This window comes from Pseudomonas sp. GW821-FHT07B01 (assembly GCF_059419065.1).
On record NZ_JBWKRA010000017.1, the window covers coordinates 1 to 23,870 of the forward strand.

The 23,870-nt window shown below is 62.6% G+C and carries 27 protein-coding genes; 21 read left to right on the forward strand and 6 right to left on the reverse strand.

Going from position 1 to position 23,870, the window contains the following annotated elements; translation table 11 throughout:
* Nucleotides 1-92: 92 nt before the first annotated feature.
* The gene (locus AC07S6_RS18610; protein ID WP_495112760.1) at nucleotides 93-305 is read right to left on the reverse strand and encodes a DUF6124 family protein; all 213 of its coding nucleotides are present in this window, start codon (nucleotides 303-305) and stop codon (nucleotides 93-95) included.
* Nucleotides 306-786: 481 nt separating this feature from the next.
* Nucleotides 787-1,557 (reverse strand): ParA family protein, encoded by a 771-nt coding sequence (locus AC07S6_RS18615; RefSeq protein ID WP_020301660.1) that lies wholly within the window; start codon nucleotides 1,555-1,557, stop codon nucleotides 787-789.
* A gap of 316 nt (nucleotides 1,558-1,873) precedes the next feature.
* Here AC07S6_RS18615 and AC07S6_RS18620 point away from each other — a divergent pair, with 316 nt between their 5' ends.
* The 20 genes from AC07S6_RS18620 to AC07S6_RS18715 all read left to right on the forward strand — a co-directional run bounded on the left by AC07S6_RS18620 (nucleotide 1,874) and on the right by AC07S6_RS18715 (nucleotide 19,378).
* Nucleotides 1,874-2,593 carry a beta-ketoacyl synthase chain length factor gene (locus AC07S6_RS18620; protein ID WP_054896224.1) on the forward strand — a complete coding sequence of 240 codons (720 nt, stop codon included), beginning with the start codon at nucleotides 1,874-1,876 and terminating at the stop codon, nucleotides 2,591-2,593.
* On the forward strand, nucleotides 2,569-3,381 hold the full coding sequence (locus AC07S6_RS18625; RefSeq protein ID WP_020301661.1) for a lysophospholipid acyltransferase family protein: 813 nt from the start codon (nucleotides 2,569-2,571) through the stop codon (nucleotides 3,379-3,381). Before AC07S6_RS18620 ends, AC07S6_RS18625 begins: the two co-directional genes overlap by 25 nt.
* Nucleotides 3,359-3,628, forward strand: coding sequence for a phosphopantetheine-binding protein (locus tag AC07S6_RS18630; RefSeq protein WP_034125597.1), 270 nt, complete (start codon nucleotides 3,359-3,361; stop codon nucleotides 3,626-3,628). Before AC07S6_RS18625 ends, AC07S6_RS18630 begins: the two co-directional genes overlap by 23 nt.
* Before the next feature lie 9 nt (nucleotides 3,629-3,637).
* Nucleotides 3,638-3,892: an acyl carrier protein gene (locus tag AC07S6_RS18635; RefSeq protein ID WP_003187949.1), complete on the forward strand. Its 255-nt coding sequence runs from the start codon at nucleotides 3,638-3,640 to the stop codon at nucleotides 3,890-3,892.
* Nucleotides 3,889-4,434, forward strand: a complete 546-nt coding sequence (locus AC07S6_RS18640; protein WP_014716602.1) for a COG4648 family protein — start codon at nucleotides 3,889-3,891, stop codon at nucleotides 4,432-4,434. The genes AC07S6_RS18635 and AC07S6_RS18640 overlap by 4 nt, the downstream gene beginning before the upstream one ends.
* Nucleotides 4,431-6,101, forward strand: coding sequence for an ApeI family dehydratase (locus AC07S6_RS18645; RefSeq protein WP_495112761.1), 1,671 nt, complete (start codon nucleotides 4,431-4,433; stop codon nucleotides 6,099-6,101). The genes AC07S6_RS18640 and AC07S6_RS18645 overlap by 4 nt, the downstream gene beginning before the upstream one ends.
* Before the next feature lie 161 nt (nucleotides 6,102-6,262).
* Nucleotides 6,263-6,997 (forward strand): glycosyltransferase family 2 protein, encoded by a 735-nt coding sequence (locus tag AC07S6_RS18650; protein ID WP_019818323.1) that lies wholly within the window; start codon nucleotides 6,263-6,265, stop codon nucleotides 6,995-6,997.
* Nucleotides 6,994-7,929, forward strand: a complete 936-nt coding sequence (locus AC07S6_RS18655; RefSeq protein ID WP_495112762.1) for a lysophospholipid acyltransferase family protein — start codon at nucleotides 6,994-6,996, stop codon at nucleotides 7,927-7,929. Before AC07S6_RS18650 ends, AC07S6_RS18655 begins: the two co-directional genes overlap by 4 nt.
* On the forward strand, nucleotides 7,913-9,454 hold the full coding sequence (locus AC07S6_RS18660; protein WP_441345596.1) for an HAL/PAL/TAL family ammonia-lyase: 1,542 nt from the start codon (nucleotides 7,913-7,915) through the stop codon (nucleotides 9,452-9,454). Before AC07S6_RS18655 ends, AC07S6_RS18660 begins: the two co-directional genes overlap by 17 nt.
* Entirely contained in the window at nucleotides 9,447-9,872 is a 426-nt protein-coding gene (locus AC07S6_RS18665) for an acyl-CoA thioesterase (protein ID WP_495112763.1), read from the forward strand. Before AC07S6_RS18660 ends, AC07S6_RS18665 begins: the two co-directional genes overlap by 8 nt.
* On the forward strand, nucleotides 9,869-10,552 hold the full coding sequence (locus tag AC07S6_RS18670) for an outer membrane lipoprotein carrier protein LolA (RefSeq protein WP_395605651.1): 684 nt from the start codon (nucleotides 9,869-9,871) through the stop codon (nucleotides 10,550-10,552). The genes AC07S6_RS18665 and AC07S6_RS18670 overlap by 4 nt, the downstream gene beginning before the upstream one ends.
* Complete coding sequence (locus AC07S6_RS18675; protein WP_495112764.1) at nucleotides 10,524-12,854, forward strand: MMPL family transporter; 2,331 nt, start codon at nucleotides 10,524-10,526, stop codon at nucleotides 12,852-12,854. The genes AC07S6_RS18670 and AC07S6_RS18675 overlap by 29 nt, the downstream gene beginning before the upstream one ends.
* 33 nt (nucleotides 12,855-12,887) lie before the next feature.
* The gene (locus tag AC07S6_RS18680) at nucleotides 12,888-14,135 is read left to right on the forward strand and encodes an NAD(P)/FAD-dependent oxidoreductase (protein ID WP_014716594.1); all 1,248 of its coding nucleotides are present in this window, start codon (nucleotides 12,888-12,890) and stop codon (nucleotides 14,133-14,135) included.
* On the forward strand, nucleotides 14,132-14,881 hold the full coding sequence (locus AC07S6_RS18685; RefSeq protein WP_495112765.1) for a class I SAM-dependent methyltransferase: 750 nt from the start codon (nucleotides 14,132-14,134) through the stop codon (nucleotides 14,879-14,881). The genes AC07S6_RS18680 and AC07S6_RS18685 overlap by 4 nt, the downstream gene beginning before the upstream one ends.
* Nucleotides 14,878-15,360, forward strand: a complete 483-nt coding sequence (locus AC07S6_RS18690) for a hypothetical protein (RefSeq protein ID WP_236279538.1) — start codon at nucleotides 14,878-14,880, stop codon at nucleotides 15,358-15,360. Before AC07S6_RS18685 ends, AC07S6_RS18690 begins: the two co-directional genes overlap by 4 nt.
* On the forward strand, nucleotides 15,357-16,523 hold the full coding sequence (locus AC07S6_RS18695; protein ID WP_495112766.1) for a beta-ketoacyl-[acyl-carrier-protein] synthase family protein: 1,167 nt from the start codon (nucleotides 15,357-15,359) through the stop codon (nucleotides 16,521-16,523). Before AC07S6_RS18690 ends, AC07S6_RS18695 begins: the two co-directional genes overlap by 4 nt.
* Nucleotides 16,520-16,981 carry a hotdog family protein gene (locus AC07S6_RS18700; protein WP_495112767.1) on the forward strand — a complete coding sequence of 154 codons (462 nt, stop codon included), beginning with the start codon at nucleotides 16,520-16,522 and terminating at the stop codon, nucleotides 16,979-16,981. Before AC07S6_RS18695 ends, AC07S6_RS18700 begins: the two co-directional genes overlap by 4 nt.
* Nucleotides 16,978-17,706, forward strand: coding sequence for a 3-oxoacyl-ACP reductase FabG (gene fabG, locus AC07S6_RS18705; protein ID WP_014716589.1), 729 nt, complete (start codon nucleotides 16,978-16,980; stop codon nucleotides 17,704-17,706). Before AC07S6_RS18700 ends, fabG begins: the two co-directional genes overlap by 4 nt.
* The gene (locus AC07S6_RS18710) at nucleotides 17,706-18,932 is read left to right on the forward strand and encodes a beta-ketoacyl-ACP synthase (RefSeq protein ID WP_014716588.1); all 1,227 of its coding nucleotides are present in this window, start codon (nucleotides 17,706-17,708) and stop codon (nucleotides 18,930-18,932) included. The genes fabG and AC07S6_RS18710 overlap by 1 nt, the downstream gene beginning before the upstream one ends.
* A 26-nt stretch (nucleotides 18,933-18,958) precedes the next feature.
* Nucleotides 18,959-19,378, forward strand: a complete 420-nt coding sequence (locus tag AC07S6_RS18715) for a hypothetical protein (RefSeq protein ID WP_003187927.1) — start codon at nucleotides 18,959-18,961, stop codon at nucleotides 19,376-19,378.
* Between the two features lie 101 nt (nucleotides 19,379-19,479).
* Here AC07S6_RS18715 and AC07S6_RS18720 read toward each other — a convergent pair whose 3' ends face one another.
* A complete protein-coding gene (locus AC07S6_RS18720; protein WP_495112768.1) occupies nucleotides 19,480-20,373 on the reverse strand; it encodes a LysR family transcriptional regulator in 894 nt (297 codons plus the stop codon).
* Nucleotides 20,374-20,557: 184 nt separating this feature from the next.
* Here AC07S6_RS18720 and AC07S6_RS18725 point away from each other — a divergent pair, with 184 nt between their 5' ends.
* The gene (locus tag AC07S6_RS18725) at nucleotides 20,558-21,766 is read left to right on the forward strand and encodes an MFS transporter (protein ID WP_495112797.1); all 1,209 of its coding nucleotides are present in this window, start codon (nucleotides 20,558-20,560) and stop codon (nucleotides 21,764-21,766) included.
* On the opposite strand, the gene AC07S6_RS18730 is transcribed toward AC07S6_RS18725, so the two are convergent.
* The 3 genes from AC07S6_RS18730 to gspL form a co-directional block, all read right to left on the reverse strand.
* Nucleotides 21,690-22,283, reverse strand: coding sequence for a cytochrome b (locus AC07S6_RS18730; RefSeq protein WP_495112769.1), 594 nt, complete (start codon nucleotides 22,281-22,283; stop codon nucleotides 21,690-21,692). The genes AC07S6_RS18725 and AC07S6_RS18730 overlap by 77 nt on opposite strands.
* Nucleotides 22,284-22,348: 65 nt before the next feature.
* A complete protein-coding gene (locus AC07S6_RS18735) occupies nucleotides 22,349-22,780 on the reverse strand; it encodes a type II secretion system protein M (protein WP_495112770.1) in 432 nt (143 codons plus the stop codon).
* Nucleotides 22,777-23,781, reverse strand: coding sequence for a type II secretion system protein GspL (gene gspL / locus AC07S6_RS18740; protein WP_490614878.1), 1,005 nt, complete (start codon nucleotides 23,779-23,781; stop codon nucleotides 22,777-22,779). The genes AC07S6_RS18735 and gspL overlap by 4 nt, the downstream gene beginning before the upstream one ends.
* Between the last annotated feature and the right edge of the window lie 89 nt (nucleotides 23,782-23,870).

A 23,870-nucleotide genomic window follows, 5' to 3' on the forward strand; every position in this document is an offset into this window, starting at 1 on the left:
CCCTCGCCACAGATTTAGCGTCGTGCCGAAGTTGTGTAGATACCTATGGCCATCGCAGGCAAGCCAGCTCCCACATTGAATGCATTTCAGCTTCAGGTCAGCGGGACTTCGCGGTCCATCATCTGGCTGACCAGCATGACGCCCAGTTCGCTTAACTGGTGGATGGCCAGCGCTACGTCGCGGTGTTCGCCGGTGAGGTCGTTGGACAGGTTGAGCAGCAAGGTGCGCACCGAGGAGAAGGTTTCGTAGCTGTTGAGTACGAGGGTTTCGGTGGGGAGGTTGGGTGTAACGGTGAATAAATTCATATTTTCGTTCTCTGCCAGGGCCATCGCCTTCTTGCTACTAAACAAGGGGCGGCAGCTGTACGCAGGTTAGTAGACCGGTAGAACGAAAGCAAAACCCGGCGCACCCTAAGGCGCCCTGCGCACAGCCACCATCAGATAGGCAAAAAACGCCATGCTTGGAGCGATGCACATGCTTTCGTCTGAGTGGGCTACTAAACCCGATCACTGAACATTCAGCGACCGGCAAACCTTAGAGACGCCCATCCAGACGCACAAGCCGGCGGATTCTGGCGTAGCTGTAGGCAAGGTTACAAGGCACAAGCCCAATTACCAGAGGAGTCCTACAGACTCTGTGAGACAAATCCAACTCACCTGTCGAAATGCAATCCAAACTGTGGGAGCTGGCTTGCCTGCGATTCAGTCAACTCGGTGATTCAGGCGCACCGAGTCGATACCTTCGCAGGCAAGCCAGCTCCCACAGTGTTCGGTGTTGCCTGTTGGGTCAGGCGTTTTCCAGCAAGTTATGCAACTCCACAAACTGCTGCGTCAGCTTATGCCGTGGGTCCAGGTGGATCAGCGGCTTGCTCTCCTGGTGCGACTCGCGCATACGCACGGAGCTGGCCAGGTACACCGGCAGTACCGGCAGCCCTTCGGCAATCAACTCATCGAGAATCTGCTGCGGCAGGCTCGCCCGGGCCTGGAACTGGTTGACCACGATGCCTTCCACTTCCAGGCCTTCGTTATGGTCGTCTTTCAATTCTTCGATCTCTGCTAGCAGGCCATACAAAGCCTGGCGCGAGAAGCTGTCACAATCGAAGGGGATCAGCACGCGATCAGCGGCAATCAGCGCCGAAACCGCATAGAAGTTCAAGGCCGGAGGCGTATCCAGGTAAATGCGGTCGTAATCCTCGCTCAACTCATCCAGCAGCTTTCGCAGCTTGTTGATTTTGTGCTTGGCTTCGAGCTTGGGCTGCAGGTCTGCCAGCTCGGCGGTGGCGGTGATCACGTGCAGGTTGTCGAACGGCGTTTCGTAGATATCCACCTTGTTCTTCTTCGAAAACGGCCCGGAAGACAACGTCTGCTTGAAAAAATCCGCGATCCCCATGGGGATGTCGTCACCCGTCAGCCCAGTGAGGTACTGGGTTGAGTTGGCCTGTGCATCGAGGTCCACCAATAGGGTTCGATAACCTTCGCTGGCGCTGACCGCCGCCAGGTTGCAGGCGATGCTGGACTTGCCCACACCGCCTTTTTGATTGAACACCACGCGCCGCATGGAAAAACCTCCGTGTATCAATGAATCCCCCGAGTGTAGAGCGCAAAAGCGCCGGTTAGCTACCTCGTTCATCCTTGCGCGCTGCCTGGCTCACAAATGAATGGAAACCGCGCACCGATCGAGTCCGGCCTTCGCTCGCCGATAATCTGTAAATTCTTCCAACTTATTTGTGATCAATAGTGAACAAACTTTCACCACTATTTGCTAGAACCCCACGGCACCGGGATAATGCGCGCCATAAGGCCATTGCTCCCTGTCCCGGAATCCGGGGCCATTGGCCGCACATGGAAGCCCGCAGGGGCGGGATAACTTCTCAGTGATCAACTTCAACATCGCCCAATGGCGCGCCTGGGCTCCTGGCCTTGCGAGTGCGGACGACTGGTACGCCTGGTGCCGGGACCCGGTGTTGCCGCCTGTCAGCGAAGCGTCCCCCGATGTGTCATTTTTGCCAGCCATGCAGCGCCGTCGTCTGAGCCGGCTGGCGCGCATGGCATTCAGCGTCGGCTGGCCGCTGGCCGAGGGCCTTGAAGACCTGCCGCTGGTGTTTATTTCCCGCCACGGCGAAACCCCGCGCACCCTGGACATCCTCAGTGACCTGGCCAACGAGCAGCCGCTGTCGCCTACTCAGTTCAGCCTGTCGGTGCATAACGCGGTGATTGGCCTGTGGTCGATCCTGCGCAATGAAACCAGCGAGATGACCGCCCTCGCCGCCGCCGGCGATGGCCTCGAACACGGCCTGCTCGAAGCCGCCGCGTTGCTCAACGAAGGCGCCGCCGCCGTATTGCTGGTGATCACCGAAGAACAACCGCCCCACGCCTACGCCAGCTGGATTACAGATGTGCCCTTCCCCTATGCCCTCGGCCTGTTGCTCACGCCGGGCGACGAGTGGCAACTGGAACTCACCACCGGCACTGTCCAACTCACTCAAACCCAGTGGCCCCACGCCCTGAACCTGCTGCGCACCCTGCTGACCGAACAGGGCGCCTGCCAACATGCCTGGAAGAACCGAGTATGGAACTGGCAACGCAAGCCCTGACCCACAAGCCACGGCAGGCCTATTATTGGCGCCTGTTCGCCACGGCCCTCAGCTTTTGCCTGTTTGGCATCGGCGGGCTGTGCCTGCGTTTGCTGGTATTTCCGTTGCTCAGTTGCCTGCCGGGCGACGCCAGCCAGCATCAACGGCGCGCACGCCACACCATCAGTTGCCTGTTCTGGTTTTTCATTCGCCTGATGAAGGGCCTGGGCATTCTCACGTACCGCGTCGAGGGTGCCGAAAAGCTTGGCCGCCCTGGCCAGATGATCGTCGCCAACCACCCGTCGCTGATCGACGTGGTGTTCCTGATCGGCCTGATGCGCCAGACCAACTGCGTGGTCAAGCAGAGCCTGTTCCAGAACCCGTTCACCCGCAGCCCGGTGCGCGATGCCGGCTATATCAGCAATGACGGCAGTGCCGACATGCTCGATGCCGCAGCCGACGCCCTGCGCGCCGGCCAGACGCTGATCATCTTTCCCGAAGGCACCCGCACCACGCCGGGCGCGGCGCCGGCCTTTCATCGCGGCGGTGCGGCCATTGCGCTGCGTGGTGCGACAATCATCACGCCAGTGGTGATCAAGGTCAGCCCCACCACCCTGACCAAGGCCGAACCCTGGTATCGCATCCCCCACCGTCGATTTCACTTCAGTTTGCGCGTGGGCGCCGATATAGAGCCACAAGCGTTTGCCGCAGTCGGGCCCGCGCCCCAGGCTTCACGCAAGCTCAACGATCACCTGCATCACTATTTCATTAAGGAGCTCGCCGAAGATGAGCGACCAACACCGCCTTGAGCACGACATAAAGACGCTAATCATCGAGGCCCTGGGCCTGGAAGACATCAGCCCCGACGATATTGGCAGCGACCAGACCCTGTTTGGCGAAGGCCTGGGCCTGGATTCGGTCGATGCGCTGGAATTGGGCCTGGCGATCCAGAAAAAATACGGCATCAAAATCGATGCCGACGCCAAGGACACCCGCAATCACTTCACCAACGTGGCCAGCCTTGCGGCGTTCGTCACGGCCCGACAGGCAGCTTGAGACCGTACCATGCAAACTCGTGACGATATCTTCAACACCCTGCGCGACGCCTTGGTGGAACTGTTTGAACTGCCCCCGGAACGCGTCACCCTCGACGCCAACCTTTACCAGGACCTGGAAATCGACAGCATCGACGCCGTGGACCTGATCGACCACATCAAGCGCCAGACCGGCAAGAAAATCGCCGCCGAAGAGTTCAAGGCGGTACGCACGGTGAACGACGTGGTAGAGGCGGTGTACCGTCTGGTCCAGCCCGCCGCATGAGCCGGCTGATCGGCCTTGGCCTGTTATTGGCGGGGCTGCTGTACCCCTTCGCCGTGTATTACGGCACCGAGCATTTTGCACCCTGGCAGTTCGGCTTGCTGCTGGGCAGCCTGTGGCTGTTGCGCGCGCTCACCGCTGCGCGGCGCCCGGGCAGCCGTTGGATGGCGGTGGTGGTGATCGTGTTTTGCCTGGCACTGGCATGGTTCGATAACCCGCAGTGGCTGCGCTGGTACCCGAGCCTGGTCAGCGGGTTCATGCTGGCGCTGTTCGGCCTGAGCCTGAAATACGGCCCGCCGATGGTCGAGCGCCTGGCACGCATGACCGACCCGCACCTGCCGCCCCACGCGGTGGTGTATACCCGCCGGGTCACCCTGGTGTGGAGTGTGTTTTTTCTCTGTAATGGCCTGCTCGCCGCCGCGCTCACCCTGTGGGCGCCGCTGAGCTGGTGGACGTTGTACAACGGCCTGATCGCCTACGGGCTGATGGGGCTGTTGTTTGCCGTGGAATGGCTGGTACGACAAAGGGTTCGAGGCCGCGTATGAAAGGGTTGAAACTTGAGCATTTGCTGCTTGAGCCACTGCAAGATCGCGGGGTGACCACCGAGCCCCTCATGAACCACGCGCAACTGTGGGAGCAGTCGCTGAGCCTGGCGGCGGGCCTGCAAGCCCGGGGTATCCGGCGCCTGGCCGTGCACCTGGAAGACGCCGGGCTGCTGGCGATTGCGCTGCTGGGCGCCTGGCGCGCAGGCGCGAGCGTGCTGCTGCCCGCCGACCTGCAACCCCAGACGCGCCAACGCTGGACCGACGCCGTGGATGCCTGGCTGGTCGAAGCCAGCGACCTGGACGCGCTGTATCAAGTGCCCTTGAGCGCCGCCGCCCTCGACCTGGACACTTGCCAACTGAGCCTGTGCACCTCCGGCTCCAGCGGCGAGCCCAAGCGCATCGACAAGTCCCTGCGCCAGTTGGCCAATGAAGTAGAGGCGCTGGAGGCCCTGTGGGGCAAAGACCTCAAGGACGCCTGCATCATCGGCAGTGTCGCCACCCAGCATATCTACGGCTTGCTGTTTCGCGTGCTGTGGCCGCTGTGCGCAGGTCGCACCTTTGTGCGCAAACAACTGGCGTTCCCCGAAGACATGCAGCGCGCCAGCCGAGAGCACCGGCAATTTGCCTGGGTGGCCAGCCCGGCGTTGCTCAAGCGCATGGGCGACAACCTCGACTGGCCGGCACTGAGCCAGGTTGCGCGAGTGTTTTCCTCCGGCGGTGCATTGCCGATTGAAGCTGCCGGCAGCCTCTACGACCGTTTACAGCAATGGCCGACGGAAATCCTCGGCAGCTCGGAAACCGGCGGCATCGCCTGGCGCCAGGGTGAGCAACCCTGGCAGCCGTTTGCCGATGTACAACTGAGCCAGGATGCCGACGGCGCTCTGCGTATCGCATCAAAATACCTGCCCGAAGGGCACATCGAACAGACTGCCGACGCTGCACGCATCCATGCCGATGGCCGTTTTGAGTTGCTGGGCCGCCTGGACCGTATCGTCAAGCTGGAAGAGAAACGCATCTCCCTGCCGATGCTCGAACAGGCGTTGATGACCCACCCGTGGGTCGCCGAAACCCGCTTGGGCGTGGTGCAGGAAAACCGCGCCTCCCTCGGCGCGCTGGTGGTGCTCAGCAGCGATGGCTTGCATGCCCTGCGCAACCAGGGCCGCCGCACGCTCACCCAAACCTTGCGCCAGCACTTGAGCCAACATTGCGAGGCCCTGGCCTTGCCGCGCCGCTGGCGCTTGCTGCGCCAACTGCCGCTGAACAGCCAGGGCAAGCTGCCTCAGGCCGATGTCGAAGCCTTGTTGCTGGCGCCTCGCCCCAAGGGGCCCGAGGTGTTGGCGCAAGTCGAAACCGAAGGTGAATGGACCTTGCAACTGAGCATCCCACCGGACCTGGCCTATTTCAGCGGGCACTTCCCGGTCACGCCGGTATTGCCCGGCGTGGTGCAAGTGGAATGGGCCTTCAACCTGGGCCAGCAACTGCTCGACTTGCCGAGCACCTTCGCCGGTATGGAAGTGCTCAAGTTCCAACAACTGGTACGCCCGGGCGATCACATCGAACTGCACCTGCGCTTTGATCGGGAGCGTAGCAAGCTGTACTTCGCCTATCGCAATGGGGTTGCGGCGTGCTCAAGCGGGCGGATCGTGCTGGAGGCCGCGCATGCATAACCTGTTCTTGTGGCGAGGGAGCTTGCTCCCGCTGGAGTGCGAAGCGCTCCCAACCCAGGCATCACCCACTCCCAGGACGATCTCGGTCGCCTCCATTGGGGCTGCTTTGCAGCCCAGCGGGAGCAAGCTCCCTCGCCACGGGGTTTGCGCAGGCTTTGAATATGCATAACCCCTGCGCTTTGATCCCGGTATACAACCACGAAGCCGCCGTGCCGGCCGTGGTCCACAGTGTGCTGAAGAGCGGCCTGCCCTGCCTCTTGGTGGACGATGGCAGCAGCGCCGCCTGCGCAGCAGTGCTGGCGCACCTGGCGACGCTGGACAACGTCACCCTGCTGACCCTGCCCAGCAACCAGGGCAAGGGCGGCGCCGTGATGGCCGGCTTTCGCGAGGCAGCGCGCCTGGGCTACACCCACGCCCTGCAAGTGGACGCCGATGGTCAGCACGACCTGCGCGAAGTCGAGACCTTTATCCACACCTCACGCCAGCACCCCGACGCCGTCATCTGCGGCTACCCCGAATACGACGACAGCGTGCCCAAGGGTCGCCTGTACGCACGTTACCTGACCCACGTGTGGGTGTGGATCAATACCCTGTCGCTTGAGATTCGCGACTCGATGTGCGGCTTTCGCGTGTACCCGCTGGCGCCGACCCTGGCGCTGATGGACTCGGCCTACATCGGCACGCACATGGATTTCGACTCGGACATCCTGGTACGCCTGGCCTGGCGCAACCAGCCTATGCGCTGGCTGCCCACCCAGGTGCACTACCCCGCCGACGGCCTGTCGCACTTTCGCTTGTTGCGTGACAACCTGCGCATCAGCGCCATGCACACGCGGTTGTTCTTCGGCATGCTCGTGCGCGCGCCGATGATCCTGTGGCGACGGTGGCAAGCATGAACGACAGCACCAAACATTGGGCCGACCGCGAGGAACGCGGCAGCTTCTGGCTGATGAAATTCACCGCGGTCGCGGTCAAAGTCCTCGGCCGTCGTCTATTGAGCCCGTTGCTCTACAGCATCGTCTTTTACTTCTTCCTGTTCGGCCGCACCGCACGCCACAGCGCCTGGCAATACCAGCAGCGGCTGGGGCAATGGAGCGGGCGCGATGACTTGCTGCCGAGCCACCGCACCGTCTTTGCCCAGTTCATGGCCTTCGCCGATTCGCTGCTGGACAAGCTGGACGTGTGGAACGGCAAGCTGCGCCTGGAGCAAATCGAGATCAACGACCCGGCGCAGTTGCGCAGCCAACTGCGTGGCGAGCGCGGGCAGATGCTGGTGGGTGCGCACCTGGGTAACCTGGAAGTGTGCCGCGCCCTGGCGGAAATTGGTGAACAGGTCACCATGAACGTGCTGGTGCACACCAAGCACGCCGAGCGTTTCAACCGCCTGCTGGGCGAGGCCGGCGCGACCCATTTGCGCCTGATCCAGGTCAGCGAACTGGACCCGGCCACCATGCTGCTGCTCAGCCAGCGCCTGGACGATGGCGAGTGGCTGGCGATTGCCGGCGACCGCATCCCGCTGCACGGCGGGCGTACGGTGCGCGTGGACTTCCTCGGCCATACGGCGGCATTTCCCCAAGGCCCATGGCTGCTGGCGGGCTTGCTCAAATGCCCGGTCAATCTGCTGATGTGTCTTAAGCACCAGGGCCGCTATCGCCTGACTATCGAGCCCTTTGCCGACTTGATCGAATGGAAGCGCAGCACCCGTGAGCAAGTCATTGCCGAATGGACCACCCGCTACGCCGCACGCCTGGGCCAGTTCTGCCTGCAAGCGCCCCAACAATGGTTCAACTTTTACCCTTTCTGGAAGACCGATGACCACGCCTCTTGAGCCCATCACCTTTGGTGAACGCCCCCTGCGCATCGAAGACGTGCTGGCCCTGGCCAACCGCCAGGTACCCACTCGCCTGCAGGACGATGCCGCGTACCGCCAACGCATCGCCAAGGGCGCGCAGTTCCTCGACTCGCTGCTGGACAAGGAAGGTGTGATCTACGGCGTGACCACCGGCTACGGCGACTCCTGCGTAGTGGCGGTGCCGCTGGAGCACGTCGAAGCCTTGCCGCGTCATCTGTACACCTTTCACGGTTGCGGCCTGGGCAAGTTGCTCGACGCCCAAGCCACCCGTGCCGTGCTGGCGGCGCGTTTGCAGTCGCTGTGCCATGGCGTATCGGGCGTACGCGTGGAGCTGCTGGAGCGCTTGCACGCCTTCCTCGAACACGATGTGCTGCCACTGATCCCGGAAGAAGGCTCGGTGGGCGCCAGTGGTGATCTGACGCCGCTGTCCTACGTGGCCGCGACCTTGTCCGGCGAGCGCGAGGTGCTATTCCGTGGCGAACGCCGTCCGGCGGCCGACGTGCACCGCGAGCTGGGCTGGGAGCCGTTGGTCCTGCGCCCCAAGGAAGCCCTGGCACTGATGAACGGCACCGCCGTGATGACCGGCCTGGCCTGCCTGGCCTTCGCCCGCGCCGACTACCTGCTGCACCTGGCGACGCGCATCACCGCGCTCAATGTGGTGGCCCTGCAAGGCAACCCGGAACACTTCGACGAGCGCCTGTTCGCCGCCAAGCCGCACCCAGGGCAGATGCAAGTGGCCGCGTGGCTGCGCAAGGACCTGGCCATCGACGCGCCCACGGCCCCCCTGCATCGCCTGCAAGACCGTTATTCGTTGCGCTGCGCGCCCCATGTGCTCGGTGTATTGGCCGACAGCCTGAACTGGCTGCGCGCGTTCATCGAGATCGAACTGAACAGCGCCAACGACAACCCGATCATCGATGCCGAAGAAGAACGCGTGCTGCATGGCGGGCACTTCTACGGCGGGCATATCGCCTTCGCCATGGACAGCCTCAAGACCTTGGTCGCCAACGTTGCCGACCTGCTCGACCGCCAGCTCGCACTGTTGGTGGATGTGCGCTACAACCATGGCCTGCCGAGCAACCTGTCGGGCGCCCCGGCTGACCGTGCCATGATTAACCATGGCTTCAAGGCCGTGCAGATCGGCACCAGCGCCTGGACCGCCGAAGCGCTGAAAAACACCATGCCGGCCAGCGTGTTCTCGCGCTCCACCGAGTGCCATAACCAGGACAAGGTGAGCATGGGCACCATCGCTGCCCGCGATGCGATCCGCGTGCTGGAGTTGACCGAACAGGTGGCCGCCGCGACCCTGCTCGCCGCCAACCAGGGCGTGTGGCTGCGCGCCCAGGCCGAGGATGCCCGCCCACTGCCACCGGCACTGGCCGCGATGCACGCGGAACTGGCCCAGGATTTTGCGCCGGTCATCGAAGACCGCGCCCTGGAAGGCGAACTGCGCCTGTGCCTGCAACGTATCGCCGCGCAACACTGGAGGCTGCATGCGTAGCCCCGGCGTGTTGCACAGCGACACTGAAATCCTTGTGCCTTTTTTCGACATCGACACCATGAACGTGGTGTGGCACGGGCATTACGTGAAGTATCTGGAAGTGGCGCGCTGTGCGTTACTGGACAAGATCGGCCATAACTACACGGCAATGCTCGAAGCCGGCTATGCGTGGCCGGTGATCGACATGCAGCTACGCTATGTACGCGGCGCGACCTTCGGCCAGACCATCAATGTGCGCGCCAGCCTGGTGGAATGGGAGAACCGTTTGAAGGTGAACTACCTGATTACCGACCTGGCCAGCGGCGAGCGCTTGACCCGCGCCAGCACCGTGCAAGTGGCGGTGCAAATCGCCAGTCGCGAAATGCAGCTGGCCTCGCCCAAAGTCTTCATCGACGCCGTAGAGAGAGCCTTGAAATGAGATCCCCTGTGGGAGCGGGCTTGCCCGCGATGGACGTTAACGATAACGCAGGTCGCCTGACGCTGCGCAGCGCCCTCAGGTTCTTCGCGGGCAAGCCCGCTCCCACATTGATCGCGTTGTTGCTGAGCTTCAGCGCCCACGCCTTCGACCTCCAGCAGTTGAGCGATCAGCTTGCCAAACCCTCCGTGATCCACGGCAACTTCACCCAGGAAAAACACCTGCGCGCCCTGCCCCAGCCATTGGTGAGCAAAGGCACCTTCGTGCTCGCCAAGGATCACGGCCTGCTGTGGCTGTTGAAAACCCCGCTGCAACAGGACTACCGCATTACAGCCCAGGGCATTGCCCGCCGCGATGCCAATGGCTGGCAACTACTGCCAAACAAGAGTGCCGGCGCCGAACAGAATCGTTTGTTCCTGGCAGTACTGCAGGGCGACAGCAGTGGCCTGCAGCGCGACTTCGACCTGCAACTGCAAGGCGAGGCCCAACAATGGAAGCTCACGCTGACCCCACGCTCACTGCTGCTCAAGCAAGTCTTCACCCAGATCAATATCGACGGCGGCGCACTGGTGCGCACCATTGAACTGCTGGAAACCCAGGGCGACAGCACGCTGTTGCGCATGCAGGACAGCACCGCCGACCAGCCGTTGAGCAATGCGGAGCAACACGACTTTGCCCAGTGAGCGCCTGCTGCCGCGCCTGTTCCTGACCTTGCTGGTGGCCGTGCTGGCCCTGGCAGGCTGGCAGTGGCGTGATGGCGCGCCGTTGTCGGCCAACCTGATGGAACTGGTGCCCGGCAGCACGCCGGACGCGTTGGAGCTGCAAGCCGAACAGCGCATGCAAGAGCCGCTCAACCGCGAAATGCTGGTACTGGTGGGGCATGCCGACCGCCAGCAAGCGGTGGCCGTGGCGCAGCAACTGGGTGAGCGTTGGCAGGCCAGCGGCCTGTTTGAAAAGGTGCAGTGGAACCTGCAAGCCGACTTGCCAGCGTTGCGCGAACAACTGCTGCGTGGGCGTTTGTCGATGCTCTCGTGCAAGGACCGCGAACAACTGATCCAGCAGCCTGAGGCGTTCATCCAGCAACGCGTGCAATCGCTGTTCGACCCCTTCACCGGCTTCAGCCTGGTGCCAAGCCAGGACGATTGGCTCGGCCTCACCGGGCGCATCCAGAACAGCCAGCCGCAACACGGTGCGGTGCAAATGGACATCGGCAGCGGCGCCTTGATCGCCGATGCCCACGGCAGGAGTTGGGTGCTACTGCGAGCGCGCACTACCGGCAACGCCTTCGACATGAAGCTGCCGCTGCAAGTGGCGGACTTGCTGAAGGCCAGCCGCGAGCAAGCCAGCGCACACGGCGCGCAACTGCTCGCCGCCAGCGGTTTGCTCTATGCGGCCAACGGGCAACAGCAGGCCACGCGGGAAATGACCTGGGTCGGCGGCGGCGCCACCCTGGGCATCCTGTTATTGCTGCTGCTGGCGTTCCGACGCTGGCGGGTGCTGCTGGCGTTCGTGCCGGTACTGGTGGGCATGCTGTTTGGCGCGGTGGCATGTGTGGCGCTGTTTGGGCATATGCATGTGATGACCCTGGTGCTGGGTTCCAGCCTGATCGGCGTGGCGGTGGATTACCCGCTGCACTACCTGTCCAAAAGCTGGAGCCTGCAACCCTGGCGCAGTTGGCCGGCGTTGCGCCTGACCCTGCCAGGGCTGAGCCTGAGCCTGGCCACCAGCGCTATCGGCTACCTGGCGCTGGCCTGGACGCCGTTCCCGGCGCTGACCCAGATTGCGGTGTTTTCGGCTGCTGGTTTGGTCGGTGCCTATTTGTGTGCCGTCTGCCTGTTGCCCGCGCTGCTCAGGGGCGTGGAACTGCGCCCGGCGCAATGGCCGCTGCGTGTCGCCCAAAGCCTATGGCAGCTGCGCACGGCCTTGCTCAAACGCGTGCCCAGTTCGGTACTGCTGGTGGGGGTGCTGCTGTTCTGCGCGGCGGGCCTGTGGCAACTGAACACTAAAAACGATATCCGCCAATGGATCGGTGCACCGCCGCAGTTGCTGCAGGAAGCCCAGGCCGTGGCGCGCATCACCGGGTTCCAGCCCACCAGCCAGTTTTTCCTGGTGCGGGCGGACAATCAGCAGCAGTTGCTGGAACGCCAGGCCGCCCTGGGCAAACGCTTGGATCAGTTGGTGCAGATGGATAAGCTCCAGGGCTACCTGGCGCTCAATCAACTGGTCAACCTTCCTGGCGAGCAACAACAGCTGCGCGAGGCGCTGAACAACCTGGCGCCACACTGGCAACCGCTACTGGACCTCGGCGTGCCCCTCAGTGCCCTGCAAGCCGAAGTGGCGCAGTTGCAGGCGCTACCCACCGCAGACATCGACGCCGCACTGCAAGGCCCGCTGGCCGAGCCCTGGCGGACGCTGTGGCTCGGCCCGGTGAACGGCGGCGTGGCAGCCATGGTCAGCCTGCAAGGCTTGAACAACCCGGCGCTGCTGCGGGTACAGGCGCTGGACTTGCCCGGCGTGCAACTGGTCGACCGCCTGGGCGACTTGAACCGCGTATTTGCCGACACGCAGATCAGCGCTGCCGAATTGAAGTTGCTGTCTTGCGTGCTGATCGTGCTATTGCTGATTGCGCCCTTCGGCGTTGGCGGCGCCTTGCGTATCGTCGCCCTGCCGCTGCTGGCCGCGTTGTGCAGCCTGGCCAGCCTCGGTTGGCTGGGCCAGCCGCTGACTTTGTTCAGCCTGTTTGGCCTGCTGCTGGTCACGGCCATCAGCGTCGACTATGCGATTTTGATGCGCGAGCAGATCGGCGGCCCTGCCGTCAGCCTGTTGGGAACACTGCTGGCAGCGCTGACGACTTGGTTGTCGTTCGGCCTGCTGGCGGTCTCCAGTACACCGGCCGTGAGTAATTTCGGCTTGTCGGTCAGCCTGGGCCTGGCGTTCAGCTTTATGCTGGCGCCCTGGGCCGGCCGGCAGAAACACGCCTTATGAATGTGATTAGCGCCTATGCGGCAAGGAGCCCTCGTGCCCACAGTTGAAATGGAACGTCGCCAGGTGGTGGTGATCGGTGCCGGGCCTTCCGGTGCCATCGCGGCCGCGCTGTTAAAGCGCAAAGGGCATGATGTATTGATCATCGAGCGCGAGCATTTCCCGCGTTTCTCGATTGGCGAAAGCCTGCTGTCGCACTGCATCGACTTTATCGAAGAAGCCGGCATGCTCGACGCTGTGCAAGCTGCAGGCTTCCAGGTAAAAACCGGCGCGGCCTTCGCCTGGGGCGAGCGCTACAGTGCCTTTGATTTCAGCGACACCTTCAGCAACGGCAAGCCCACCACCTTCCAGGTGCAGCGCGGCGAGTTCGACAAATTGCTGGCCGACCAGGCGGCACTGCAAGGCGTGGAAATCCGCTATGGCCAAACCATTGTCGGCGTGGATTTTTCTGCCGAGAGCCGGTATTTGCATGTGCGCCGCCAGAATGGCAGCGAGTACCACCTCAAGGCCAGGTTCGTGCTCGATGCCAGTGGCTATGGCCGCGTGTTGCCACGCCTGCTGGACCTGGAAGCACCGTCGAATTTCCCGCTGCGCCAGGCCGTATTCACCCACGTCGAAGACCGTATCGAACACCCAGGCTTTGACCGCAGCAAAATCCTGGTGACCACTCACCCGACCCAGCGCGATATCTGGTTCTGGACCATCCCGTTCAGTAATGGCCGTTGTTCGGTGGGCGTGGTTGCGGCCAAGGAGCATTTCGAGGGTGCCGACAGCGACCTCGACGCCTGCCTGCGCGGCTTTATCGAGCAAACCCCAAGCCTGTCCGGCGTGCTGCAAAATGCCGTCTGGGACACTCCGGCGCGCACCATCGGCGGCTACTCGGCCAACGTCAAAACCCTGCACGGCCCAGGCTTTGCGCTACTGGGCAATGCGGCGGAATTCCTCGACCCGGTGTTCTCTTCCGGCGTAACCATCGCCATGCGTTCAGCCAGCATGGCCGCAGGGGTGCTGCACCGCCAATTAAGCGGCGAGACGGTGGACTGGCAAACCGAGTTCGCCGAACCGCTCAAGCGCGGTGTCGATACCTTCCGCTGCTACGTCGAGGGCTGGTACGCGGGCACGTTCCAGGACGTGATTTTCCATCCTGGCAGTTCACCGGAGATTCGCCGCATGATCAGCTCTATCCTGGCCGGTTACGCCTGGGATGAACGTAACCCGTTTGTCAGCGAGCCGAAACGGCGCTTGCGGATGTTGTCGGATATTTGTGCGAGTGAAGCGGTATGAGCAGCCCGGGCGTCGAAAAAAACTACCTGAGTCAAAACTACGTCGAAGAAACCCGCTTCGGCTTCTGGTTCCTGCGCAGCCATACCTGGCAGCATCACGTATTGCGCGTGGCGATCAATGACCTGCGCAGCCTGTTCAGCGAGCCGCTGCCGGTGGCGCCGGTGTTGCTGGATGCCGGTTGCGGCCAGGGCAAATCCTTCCAGTTGCTGCATCAGGTGTTCGCGCCTTCGCGCCTGATCGGCCTGGATGCCGACCCCCACAGCCTGGCACTGAGCCGCGAAGAAGCCGCGCGCCTGGGCCTGGACGTCGAGCTGATCGGCAGCGACTGCGCAACCCTCAACCTAGCGGATGCCAGCGTCGATATCCTGTTCTGCCACCAGACCTTCCATCATCTGGTGGAACAACATCGCGCACTCAAGGAGTTCTATCGGGTGCTCAAGCCGGGCGGCTATCTGCTGTTTGCTGAATCCACCGAAGCTTACATCGACACCTGGGTGATTCGCTGGCTGTTCCGCCACCCGATGCATGTGCAAAAGAGCGCCGAAGAATACTTGGAGATGCTGCGCGAGCAGGGCTTTGAGTTCGCTGCACAGAACATTTCGTACCCTTACTTGTGGTGGAGCCGTTCCAGTGACTTCGGCCTGCTGGAACGCTGGGGCCTGCGCAAGGCACCGCCCGTGGGCCAGCGCGAGGAAACCCTGGTCAACTGCGTGGCCCGTAAACCTGTGGAGAGTGCGGCCCCATGATGCGCCTGCTGTTGATAAGTTGCCTGTTGCTGCTCGGCGCCTGTGCCAGCCAGGCGCCGCTGCCGGAAAAAATGCCGGCCCTGGCCTTGCCGATGCAATTGCATGTGCAGCGCCTGGCGGACAGCCAGAGCCAGGACTGGCTGCTGGTGATCCAGCGCGAAGGCCGCGCGATTCGCTGGTCGATGATGGACCCGCTGGGCATTCCCCTGGCCCGGCAAAAACTGCTTGATGGGCAGTGGCAGGCAGACGGCTTGCTGCCGCCCAACCCCCAGGCGCGCACGCTATTTGCCGCGCTGCTGTTTGCCCTGACCGCGCCCGGTGACGTACCAGCGTTGTATCCCACTGCCCAGGCCATGGACCTGACGCGCACGCTGCCGGGCCACTGGCAGATCGTCTACCAGTCTTCGGAGGTGTTCAGCGTGAACATGGCCGACCCGCCGCTGAGTTACCGCATCAGCCCGCTGGGTGTGAGCCGATGACCGCCTACCTCAATGCCCTTGGCGTGATCTGCGCCCTTGGCCGTGGCCAGGCGCAAGTCAGCCGCAACCTGTTTGCCGGCGACTGTTCGGGCATGCGTGCCGAAAGCGGCTGGGTGCCGGAACGCGTAGTGCCGGTGGCCGCCGTACACGGCGAACTGGCGGGCCTGCCCCCGGAACTGGCCCAGCAAAGCAGTCGCAATAACCAGTTGCTGCTGGAAGCGGCGCTGCAAATTGAAGATCAGATTCGTCTGGCCATCCAAACCTACGGCCCTGGCCGGGTCGGGGTTGTGCTCGGCACCAGCACCTCGGGCATTGACGAAGCCAGCCGTGGCATTGCCCATTACCTGCAGAACACGCAGTTCCCCGCTGACTACGACTACCAGCAACAGGAACTCAGCGCTCCGGCCAACTTCCTCGCCGACTGGTTGAACGTGAGCGGCCCGGCCTATGTGATTTCCACCGCCTGCACCTCCAGCGCCCGTGCATTGATGAGTGCCCAGCGCCTGTTGGACCTGGGAATGTGCGATGCGGTGATCTGCGGCGGCGTGGACAGCCTGTGCAAGCTGACGCTGAACGGGTTTACCGCGCTGGAAGCAGTGTCTGCCGAGCGCTGTAATCCGTTCTCGGTGAACCGCAACGGCATCAATATCGGTGAAGCGGCGGTGCTGTTCCTGATGAGCCGCGAGCCGGCCCCTATCGCCTTGCTGGGCAGCGGCGCCAGTTGCGACGCGCACCATATCTCTGCGCCCGAGCCCAGCGGCAAGGGCGCGTTGCTGGCCATGCGCAAGGCCCTGGCCAGTGCAAAGCTTTCGCCCGAGCAGATCGGCTACCTGAACCTGCACGGCACCGCAACCCAACACAACGACGCCATGGAAAGCCTGGCGGTCGCCAGCCTCTTTCCCGGCGGCGTCGCCTGCTCATCGACCAAGCCCATGACCGGCCACACCCTCGGCGCTGCCGGGGCACTGGAAGCCGCGTTCTGCTGGCTGAGCCTGACCCATCGCCTGCTGCCACCCCACGTATGGGACGGCCACCCCGACCCGGCGCTGCCCGCGTTGCAATGGGCGCGCAGCGGCGACAGCTTGAAAAAACCCTGCCTGATGAGCAACTCGTTTGCCTTCGGCGGTAACAATGTCAGCCTGATAATCGCAGAGGCCCCATGATCGATTGGCCACTTGCCGAACTGCTGCCCCATGCGGGCGACATGATCCTGATCGACCAGGTGCTGTCGTTCGATGAAGAGCAGATCCACACCCGCGTCACCGTCAAGCCCGGCGGCCTGTTCAACCGTGCTGACGGTAGCCTGCCCGCCTGGGTCGGCATCGAGCTGATGGCGCAAAGCGTCGCCGCCTATGCCGGTTGCCATGCACGCCAGCAAGGCAAGGCCGTGGAACTCGGTTTCCTGTTGGGCACACGTAAGTTCGAGTGCAACGTGGAGCACTTTCCGGCCGGTGCCGATCTGAATATCCACGGCCTGCGCTCCCTGGAAGACGACAACGGCATGGGCGTGTTCGAATGCCACCTCACCGGCGACGGTATCCAGGCCAGCGCGCGCTTGAACGTATTTCGACCGCCCCAGGCGGCCAACTATTTAGATGAATCGAAGGACGAAACGCCATGACTGAATCCGTACTGGTCACCGGCTCCAGCCGTGGCATCGGCCGCGCCATTGCCCTGCGCCTGGCCCAGGCCGGCCATGACATCGTGCTGCATTGCCGCAGCGGCCGTGCCGAAGCCGACGCGGTACAGCTCGAGGTCCAAGCCCTGGGGCGCGAGGCACGCGTGCTGCAGTTCGACGTGGCCGATCGCGCCGCGTGCAAAGAGATCCTTGAGGCCGATGTGGAGCAGCATGGCGCCTACTACGGCGTGGTGCTCAATGCTGGCCTGACCCGCGACGGCGCCTTTCCTGCGCTGTCGGAAGACGATTGGGATGTGGTGATGCGCACCAACCTGGATGGCTTCTACAACGTGCTGCACCCGGTGATGATGCCGATGATTCGGCGCCGCGCCGCCGGGCGTATCGTGTGCATTACCTCGGTGTCCGGATTGATCGGCAACCGCGGCCAGGTCAATTACAGCGCCTCCAAAGCCGGCTTGATCGGTGCGGCCAAGGCGCTGGCTATTGAATTAGGCAAGCGCAAGATCACCGTCAACTGCGTGGCGCCGGGCCTGATCGACACTGCGATGCTGGATGAAAACGTGCCGGTAGAAGAACTGATGAAAATGATCCCGGCCCAACGCATGGGCACGCCGGAAGAAGTCGCCGGCGCCGTGAACTTCCTGATGTCGGCCGAAGCCGGCTACATCACGCGCCAGGTGCTGGCCGTGAACGGGGGCCTGTGCTGATGAAGCGCGTTGTCGTCACCGGCATGGCCGGCGTGACCTCCCTGGGCAGCGACTGGGACACCATCGCCGCGAACTTTCGCGCCAACCGCAGCGGCATTCGGCGCATGGATGAGTGGGACCGTTTCACCGAACTGAACACCCGCCTGGCCGGCCCTATCGACGATTTCGTCGTGCCCGCTCACTGGACGCGCAAACAACTGCGCAGCATGGGCCGCGTCTCGCGCCTGGCGGTGTGGGCGGCGGAGCAGGCGTTGCGGGACGCCGGCTTGCTGGGTGACGAGTCGATCAAGGACGGGCGCATGGGCGTGGCCTGTGGCTCGTCCACCGGCAGCACCGATGAGATCAAGGCGTTCGGCAATATGCTGCTCAACTCGGTGGCCGAGGGGCTCAATGCCAACTCCTATGTGCGCATGATGCCGCACACCACGGCGGCAAATATCAGCATCTTCTTTGGCCTCACGGGCCGGCTGATTCCTACCTCCAGCGCCTGCACCAGCGGCAGCCAGGGCATCGGCTACGCCTATGAGGCAATCAAGTTCGGGCGCCTGCCGTTGATGCTTGCGGGCGGCGCAGAAGAACTGTGCCCCACCGAAGCCATGGTGTTCGATGCGCTGTACGCCACCAGCCTGAAAAACGATGCGCCGCAAACCAGCCCTCGTCCCTACGACAGCGGCCGCGACGGCCTGGTGATCGGTGAAGGTGGCGGCATGTTGGTGCTCGAAGAGTTGGAACACGCACTCGCGCGAGGCGCGCATATTCATGCGGAGCTGGTCGGCTTCGGCAGCAACGCCGACGGCCAGCACACCACCCGCCCGGAACAGAAAACCATGCGCCGCGCCATGGAGCTGGCCCTGGAAGACGCAGGTCTTGAACCGTCCGCCATCGGCTACGTGAACGGCCATGGCACGGCTACCGATCAGGGCGACATCGCCGAAACCCTGGCCACCAGCAGCCTGTTTGGCAGCCGTATGCCGATCAGTTCGCAGAAAAGTTTCCTGGGGCACACCCTGGGCGCGTGCGGGGCGTTGGAATCGTGGTTCAGCATCGAGATGATGAACCGCGACCAGTACGTGCACACCTTCAACCTGGACGCGGTCGACCCGCAATGCGGCGAGCTGGACTACCTGCAAGGTGGCTTTCGCCAGATGCACAACGACTACGTGATGAACAACAACTTTGCCTTCGGCGGGGTCAACACCTCGTTGATCTTCCGCCGCTGGGCCTGACTTTTTAATCGATTGGAGAAAACGGAATGTCTTCCCTGCTACGCGCTACCCTGATCACCCTGGCCCTGCTGACCACGGCTGGCTGCACCAGCAAACCCGTGCTCAACACCCAGCATGAGTTACCGGCCACAAGCCAGGTCAGCGAAGAAAAAATGAAACAGGTGATCGTCGCCGCCCTGCAAAAACGCGAGTGGACGGTACAACGCCTGAGCCCACAACTGGTGCAGGCCGAGATCACCGTGCGCGGCCAGTTCTACGCCGCCATCGACATCCGCTACACCCGCAACAGCTACGCCATCACCTACCGCGACAGCCGCGACCTGGGCTACAAGGACGGCAAGATCCATCGCAACTACAACCGTTGGGTGAGCATGCTGGATCGGGATATTCTGGCGGGGTTGCGTACTTACAGCGTGAATGAAGCAAATACTTCGCCCCAAAACTGACCCCCTTGTGGCGAGGGAGCTTGCTCCCGCTGGACTGCGCAGCAGGCCCATTTTTTAGGGCCGCTACGCGACCCAGCGGGAGCAAGCTCCCTCGCCACAGGTTATTGAGCGGCCTTACGCGTCAACAACTCCACAAACCCCTTCGCCATCGGCGTTTGCGCGCCCTGGCGCTGCACCAGCCACACCGCCGTCACCGCCTGTGGGTCGAGCAAGGTGCGATAGACCACGCCATCAATGCGGATGCGCTGGTAAGACGCCGGCAACACCGATACCCCCAACCCCGCTGCCACCAGGCCGATGATGGTCATTGCTTCCCCTGCTTCCTGGGCAAAGTGCGGGCTGAACCCGGCGTCGCGGGCCAGGTTGAGCAACTGCGCGTACAAGCCGCTGCCGTAACTGCGCGGGAAGAACACAAAAGGCTCCTCGGCCAATTGCTCCAGATGCAAGCCGCGCTCGCTGCCGTGGGCCAATGGGTGGCCGGCGCTCAGTACCGCGACTAATGGCTCGCGCATCAACTCGATCACGTTCAGTGAGTCGGCCAAGGGCAAAGGCCGCATCAACCCAACCTGAATCGACTCGTCCACCAGCGACTCGGCCACTTGGGTGCTGCTCATTTCTTGCAGGTTCAGATGCACCGCCGGGAATGCCTGGCGGAAGGCAAAGATCGCCTGGGGAATGCTGGCGTTGAACGGCGCAGACGAGGTGAAGCCGATCTTCAATTCACCCAGTTCCCCCAACTGCGCACGCCGCGCCACATCTGCCGCCTTGTCGACCTGGGCCAGCACCAGCCGTGCCTCTTGCAAGAACAAGCGCCCGGCCTCGCTCAGCTCGACCCGACGATTGGTACGCTCGAACAAGCGTGCGCCCAGCTCGTGTTCCAGCGCCTGTATCTGCTGGCTCAGGGGCGGCTGCGAGATGCCCAGCACCTGCGCGGCGCGGCCGAAGTGCAGCTCTTCGGCAACGGCGATGAAGTAGCGCAAATGGCGAAATTCCATGCAAGCCTCATTAGGTCGTAAAAGCTATCAAACAGGTCGAACAATATATTGGAAAGAATCATTAGCCAGCTATATTCTTTTTCGTATTGTCAGTCCTGGCAGACTTTCCTCCCCGAGGTCCCCCGTGAATCCTGCTGTTGCCCCACTTGCCCAACACACCTCGCCCTCAGCCCTTGATGACGTAGTGGCGCAGCTCAACGACGCGTACATCGAAAAAGGCACGCCGATGTTCATGCGCACCGTGCTGGCGCTGTTCTCCGGCGGCTTCGCCACGTTCGCCCTGTTGTATTGCGTACAGCCGATGATGCCGGTGCTGTCCCATGAGTTTTCCATCAATGCGGCGCAAAGCAGCCTGATTCTATCCGTCGCCACGGCGATGCTCGCCTGCGGCCTGCTGATCACCGGGCCGATATCCGACAGGCTGGGGCGCAAGCCGGTGATGGTCGCTGCGTTGTTCTGTGCGGCGCTGGCCACCATCGCCAGCGGCTTGATGCCGAGCTGGGAGGGCATCCTGTTGATGCGTGCACTGGTGGGCCTGTCCTTGAGCGGCCTGGCCGCCGTGGCCATGACCTATCTCAGCGAAGAGATCCACCCGCAGCACATCGGCCTGGCCATGGGCCTGTACATCGGCGGCAACGCGATTGGCGGCATGAGCGGGCGCCTGATCATCGGCGTGTTGATCGACTTCGTCAGTTGGCACACCGCAATGCTGATCATCGGCGCTCTGGCGTTGATCGCTGCCACGGTGTTCTGGAAGATCCTCCCCGAATCGCGCAACTTCCGCGCCAGCAGCCTCAAGCCACGCAGCCTGGTGGACGGCTTTGTCATGCACTTCAAGGACGCCGGCCTGCCGTGGCTGTTTCTCGAAGCCTTCCTGCTGATGGGCGCCTTCGTGACGATGTTCAACTACATCGGCTATCGCCTGCTGGCCTCCCCCTACGAGCTGAGCCAGGCGGTGGTCGGTTTGCTGTCAGTGGTGTACCTCTCGGGCATCTACAGCTCGGCCAAGATCGGCTCACTGGCCGACCGCCTCGGCCGCCGCCGCGTGCTATGGGGCACCATCGTGCTGATGCTCGCCGGCATGGCCCTGACGCTGTTCACCCCGCTGTGGTTGGTGGTGCCGGGTATGCTGATCTTCACCTTCGGCTTCTTTGGCGCCCACTCCGTGGCCAGCAGCTGGATCGGCCGCCGCGCGGTCAAGGCCAAGGGGCAGGCGTCTTCGCTGTACCTGTTTTGTTACTACGTGGGGTCGAGTATTGCCGGCACGGCGGGAGGCTTTTTCTGGCACTTTGCCGGCTGGAACGGGATTGGCGCGTTCATCGTCGCTCTGTTGGTTGGCGCCTTGCTGGTGGCGTTGAAGCTGGCGAAGTTGCCGCCGCTGGCCTCAGCCTGAGATCCGTGGCGAACGACATCCTGGTCATCACCCGATTGCCCCGAAGCTCATGCAGAACAACCGCGCCGATATGCGCCATCAGCATCAGCAGCAACACCACGCAGGACAAGACATGCACGCGAGTGAACGCGGCAATCTCGGCCGGGTCACTGTCGAACGGCGGGATGAAGACCAGATTAAAGATATTGATCGGACGATCCATCATCAACACGCCAGTCACCAGCACCACACCCAATACCCCATACATAGCCTTATGAACCAAGAGCGCCAGCCACTCCTGCGGCGAACGTTTGACGAATGCATCCAGACCGTGGGTAAAGGAGCAATAAATCCTCAAGACAAATATGGGGATATAGAGGGCGGTCAATGACACATTGAAGAACCCGACCCACGCTTTGACCGACTCAGGAACAGTAAACACAGCGACGTAAAAGCCGGACAGCAATGACCACAGAATGACGATGGCCGAGACCCAATGCAGCCCTTTTTGAGTCGTTGAATAACGGGAAGTTTTCATCGTTTGATCACCTGACACTTTCATCCAAGTACACCTGTAAAAATCCAGCCCATAGTTGCCACGAGCTACAGCTCAATGTGAGCCTCAAGACGATCTGCGCGCTTCACCAGCGTGAGCACCTCGAAGGTATCCACGTCTCGCTCCAATACTGCCAACCAGTTGAGCAATGCCTCTGCCTCGCCGTTGAGGCTCAAACGCAGGCGCTCGTTTTGTACCTCGACCTGGGTAACATCAAGCCCCGACGCTTCGGCGCTGTCGTTGATGCTCGATGCCGAAGGCTGGACGGCCGCGGGCCCGGTACGCTGCGGCTGGGCGCTTTGTACTTGCTGCGCCAATAGCAGTTGTTGCTGGTGATACCGTTCAGCGGTGGCCAACCGCTCCCGACCAGGTAGCCATAGCGTCTGGAGCAGCAGCACACCGATCAAAAACACTGCCAACCCCTTGAGCAGAAAACGGTCACGCGACGACAATGCATTCCAGGCTTGCAGCCCCCTCATGACGGGTCCTCCAGCATCAGCACGGCTTGAACACGATTACCTTCCTTGCTGGCGCTGCCCATGCGTACCGGCATGCCGCTCTGGCGTCCTTGCTCCTGCAGGCGGGCAAGCGCGCCGAGGTCATGGGCCGTCAACTGGATCTTCCAGCCATCGCCACGCCGAAACTCCATGCGGTGGACATCCACGTCGGCGCCGCCAATAACCTGTTCGGCGAGGCTGACCAGGCGTACCAACGGCGTCTTTGCCTCGTGCAGGTTCTGGCCCTGCACGGCCTTGAGTTGCGCGGCGAGATCGACAATACGGGCCTGCTGCGGGTATAGCGCCTGGAAGCGCGCCACACTCTGCGCGTAAAGCTGCTGGGCTTGCCCTTCGAGGTACTGGATACGCAGCTGCGTGAAGCCCCAATCGAGCACGCACGCCAGGGCTGCCGCCAACACGACGGTTGACCAGGGCCAGGCATATCCAACCCGGCGAAACTCACCTTGCAGCAAATCGATCGCTTGACCCGGGTTGCCCCATAGCGCGCGTTCGATATGACCCCGGCTCTGCTCTTCGTCAGGCCATTGCAGGGGTGCTTCCAGCAATGGCTCCAGCGCTTTGAGAGCCGGAACGGACATCGCCAGGCGCACGGGGTCGCCCACGACCCGACGGCCATACCACTGCACCGCGACCTGGCCGCCATTGCCAAGAAGGTCGGCGTCGACATGCACACTGCGCACCTTGATGCCCAACGTTGCCAGTTCATCCAACAGTGCCTTGAAACGTGCCTTGTGGGTCACCAGCACCGTGAAGCAACCCATTGCGTCACGCTGAGCGAGCGCGGCATGCACCGCTTCCAGTTCTTCGCCCAACTGGTCTTCTATCGCGAAAGCAACAGCCTGGGCGCCGGGCTGGCGCTTGGAGGGCCATGCCTGGCTACGTAACGCACTGCACATTTCCATTGGCAACAACAATTGAACAGGCTGCCCTTCCAGGTCGCGAGCCGCGTCAGCCAAATGCATCGGTCGACAGTCATCCGGCGCTCGCCAGACACAGCAAGGCCATTCGCTCAACGTTCCCACACGGCCCTCGGGGCTTAAATGAAGCCAGG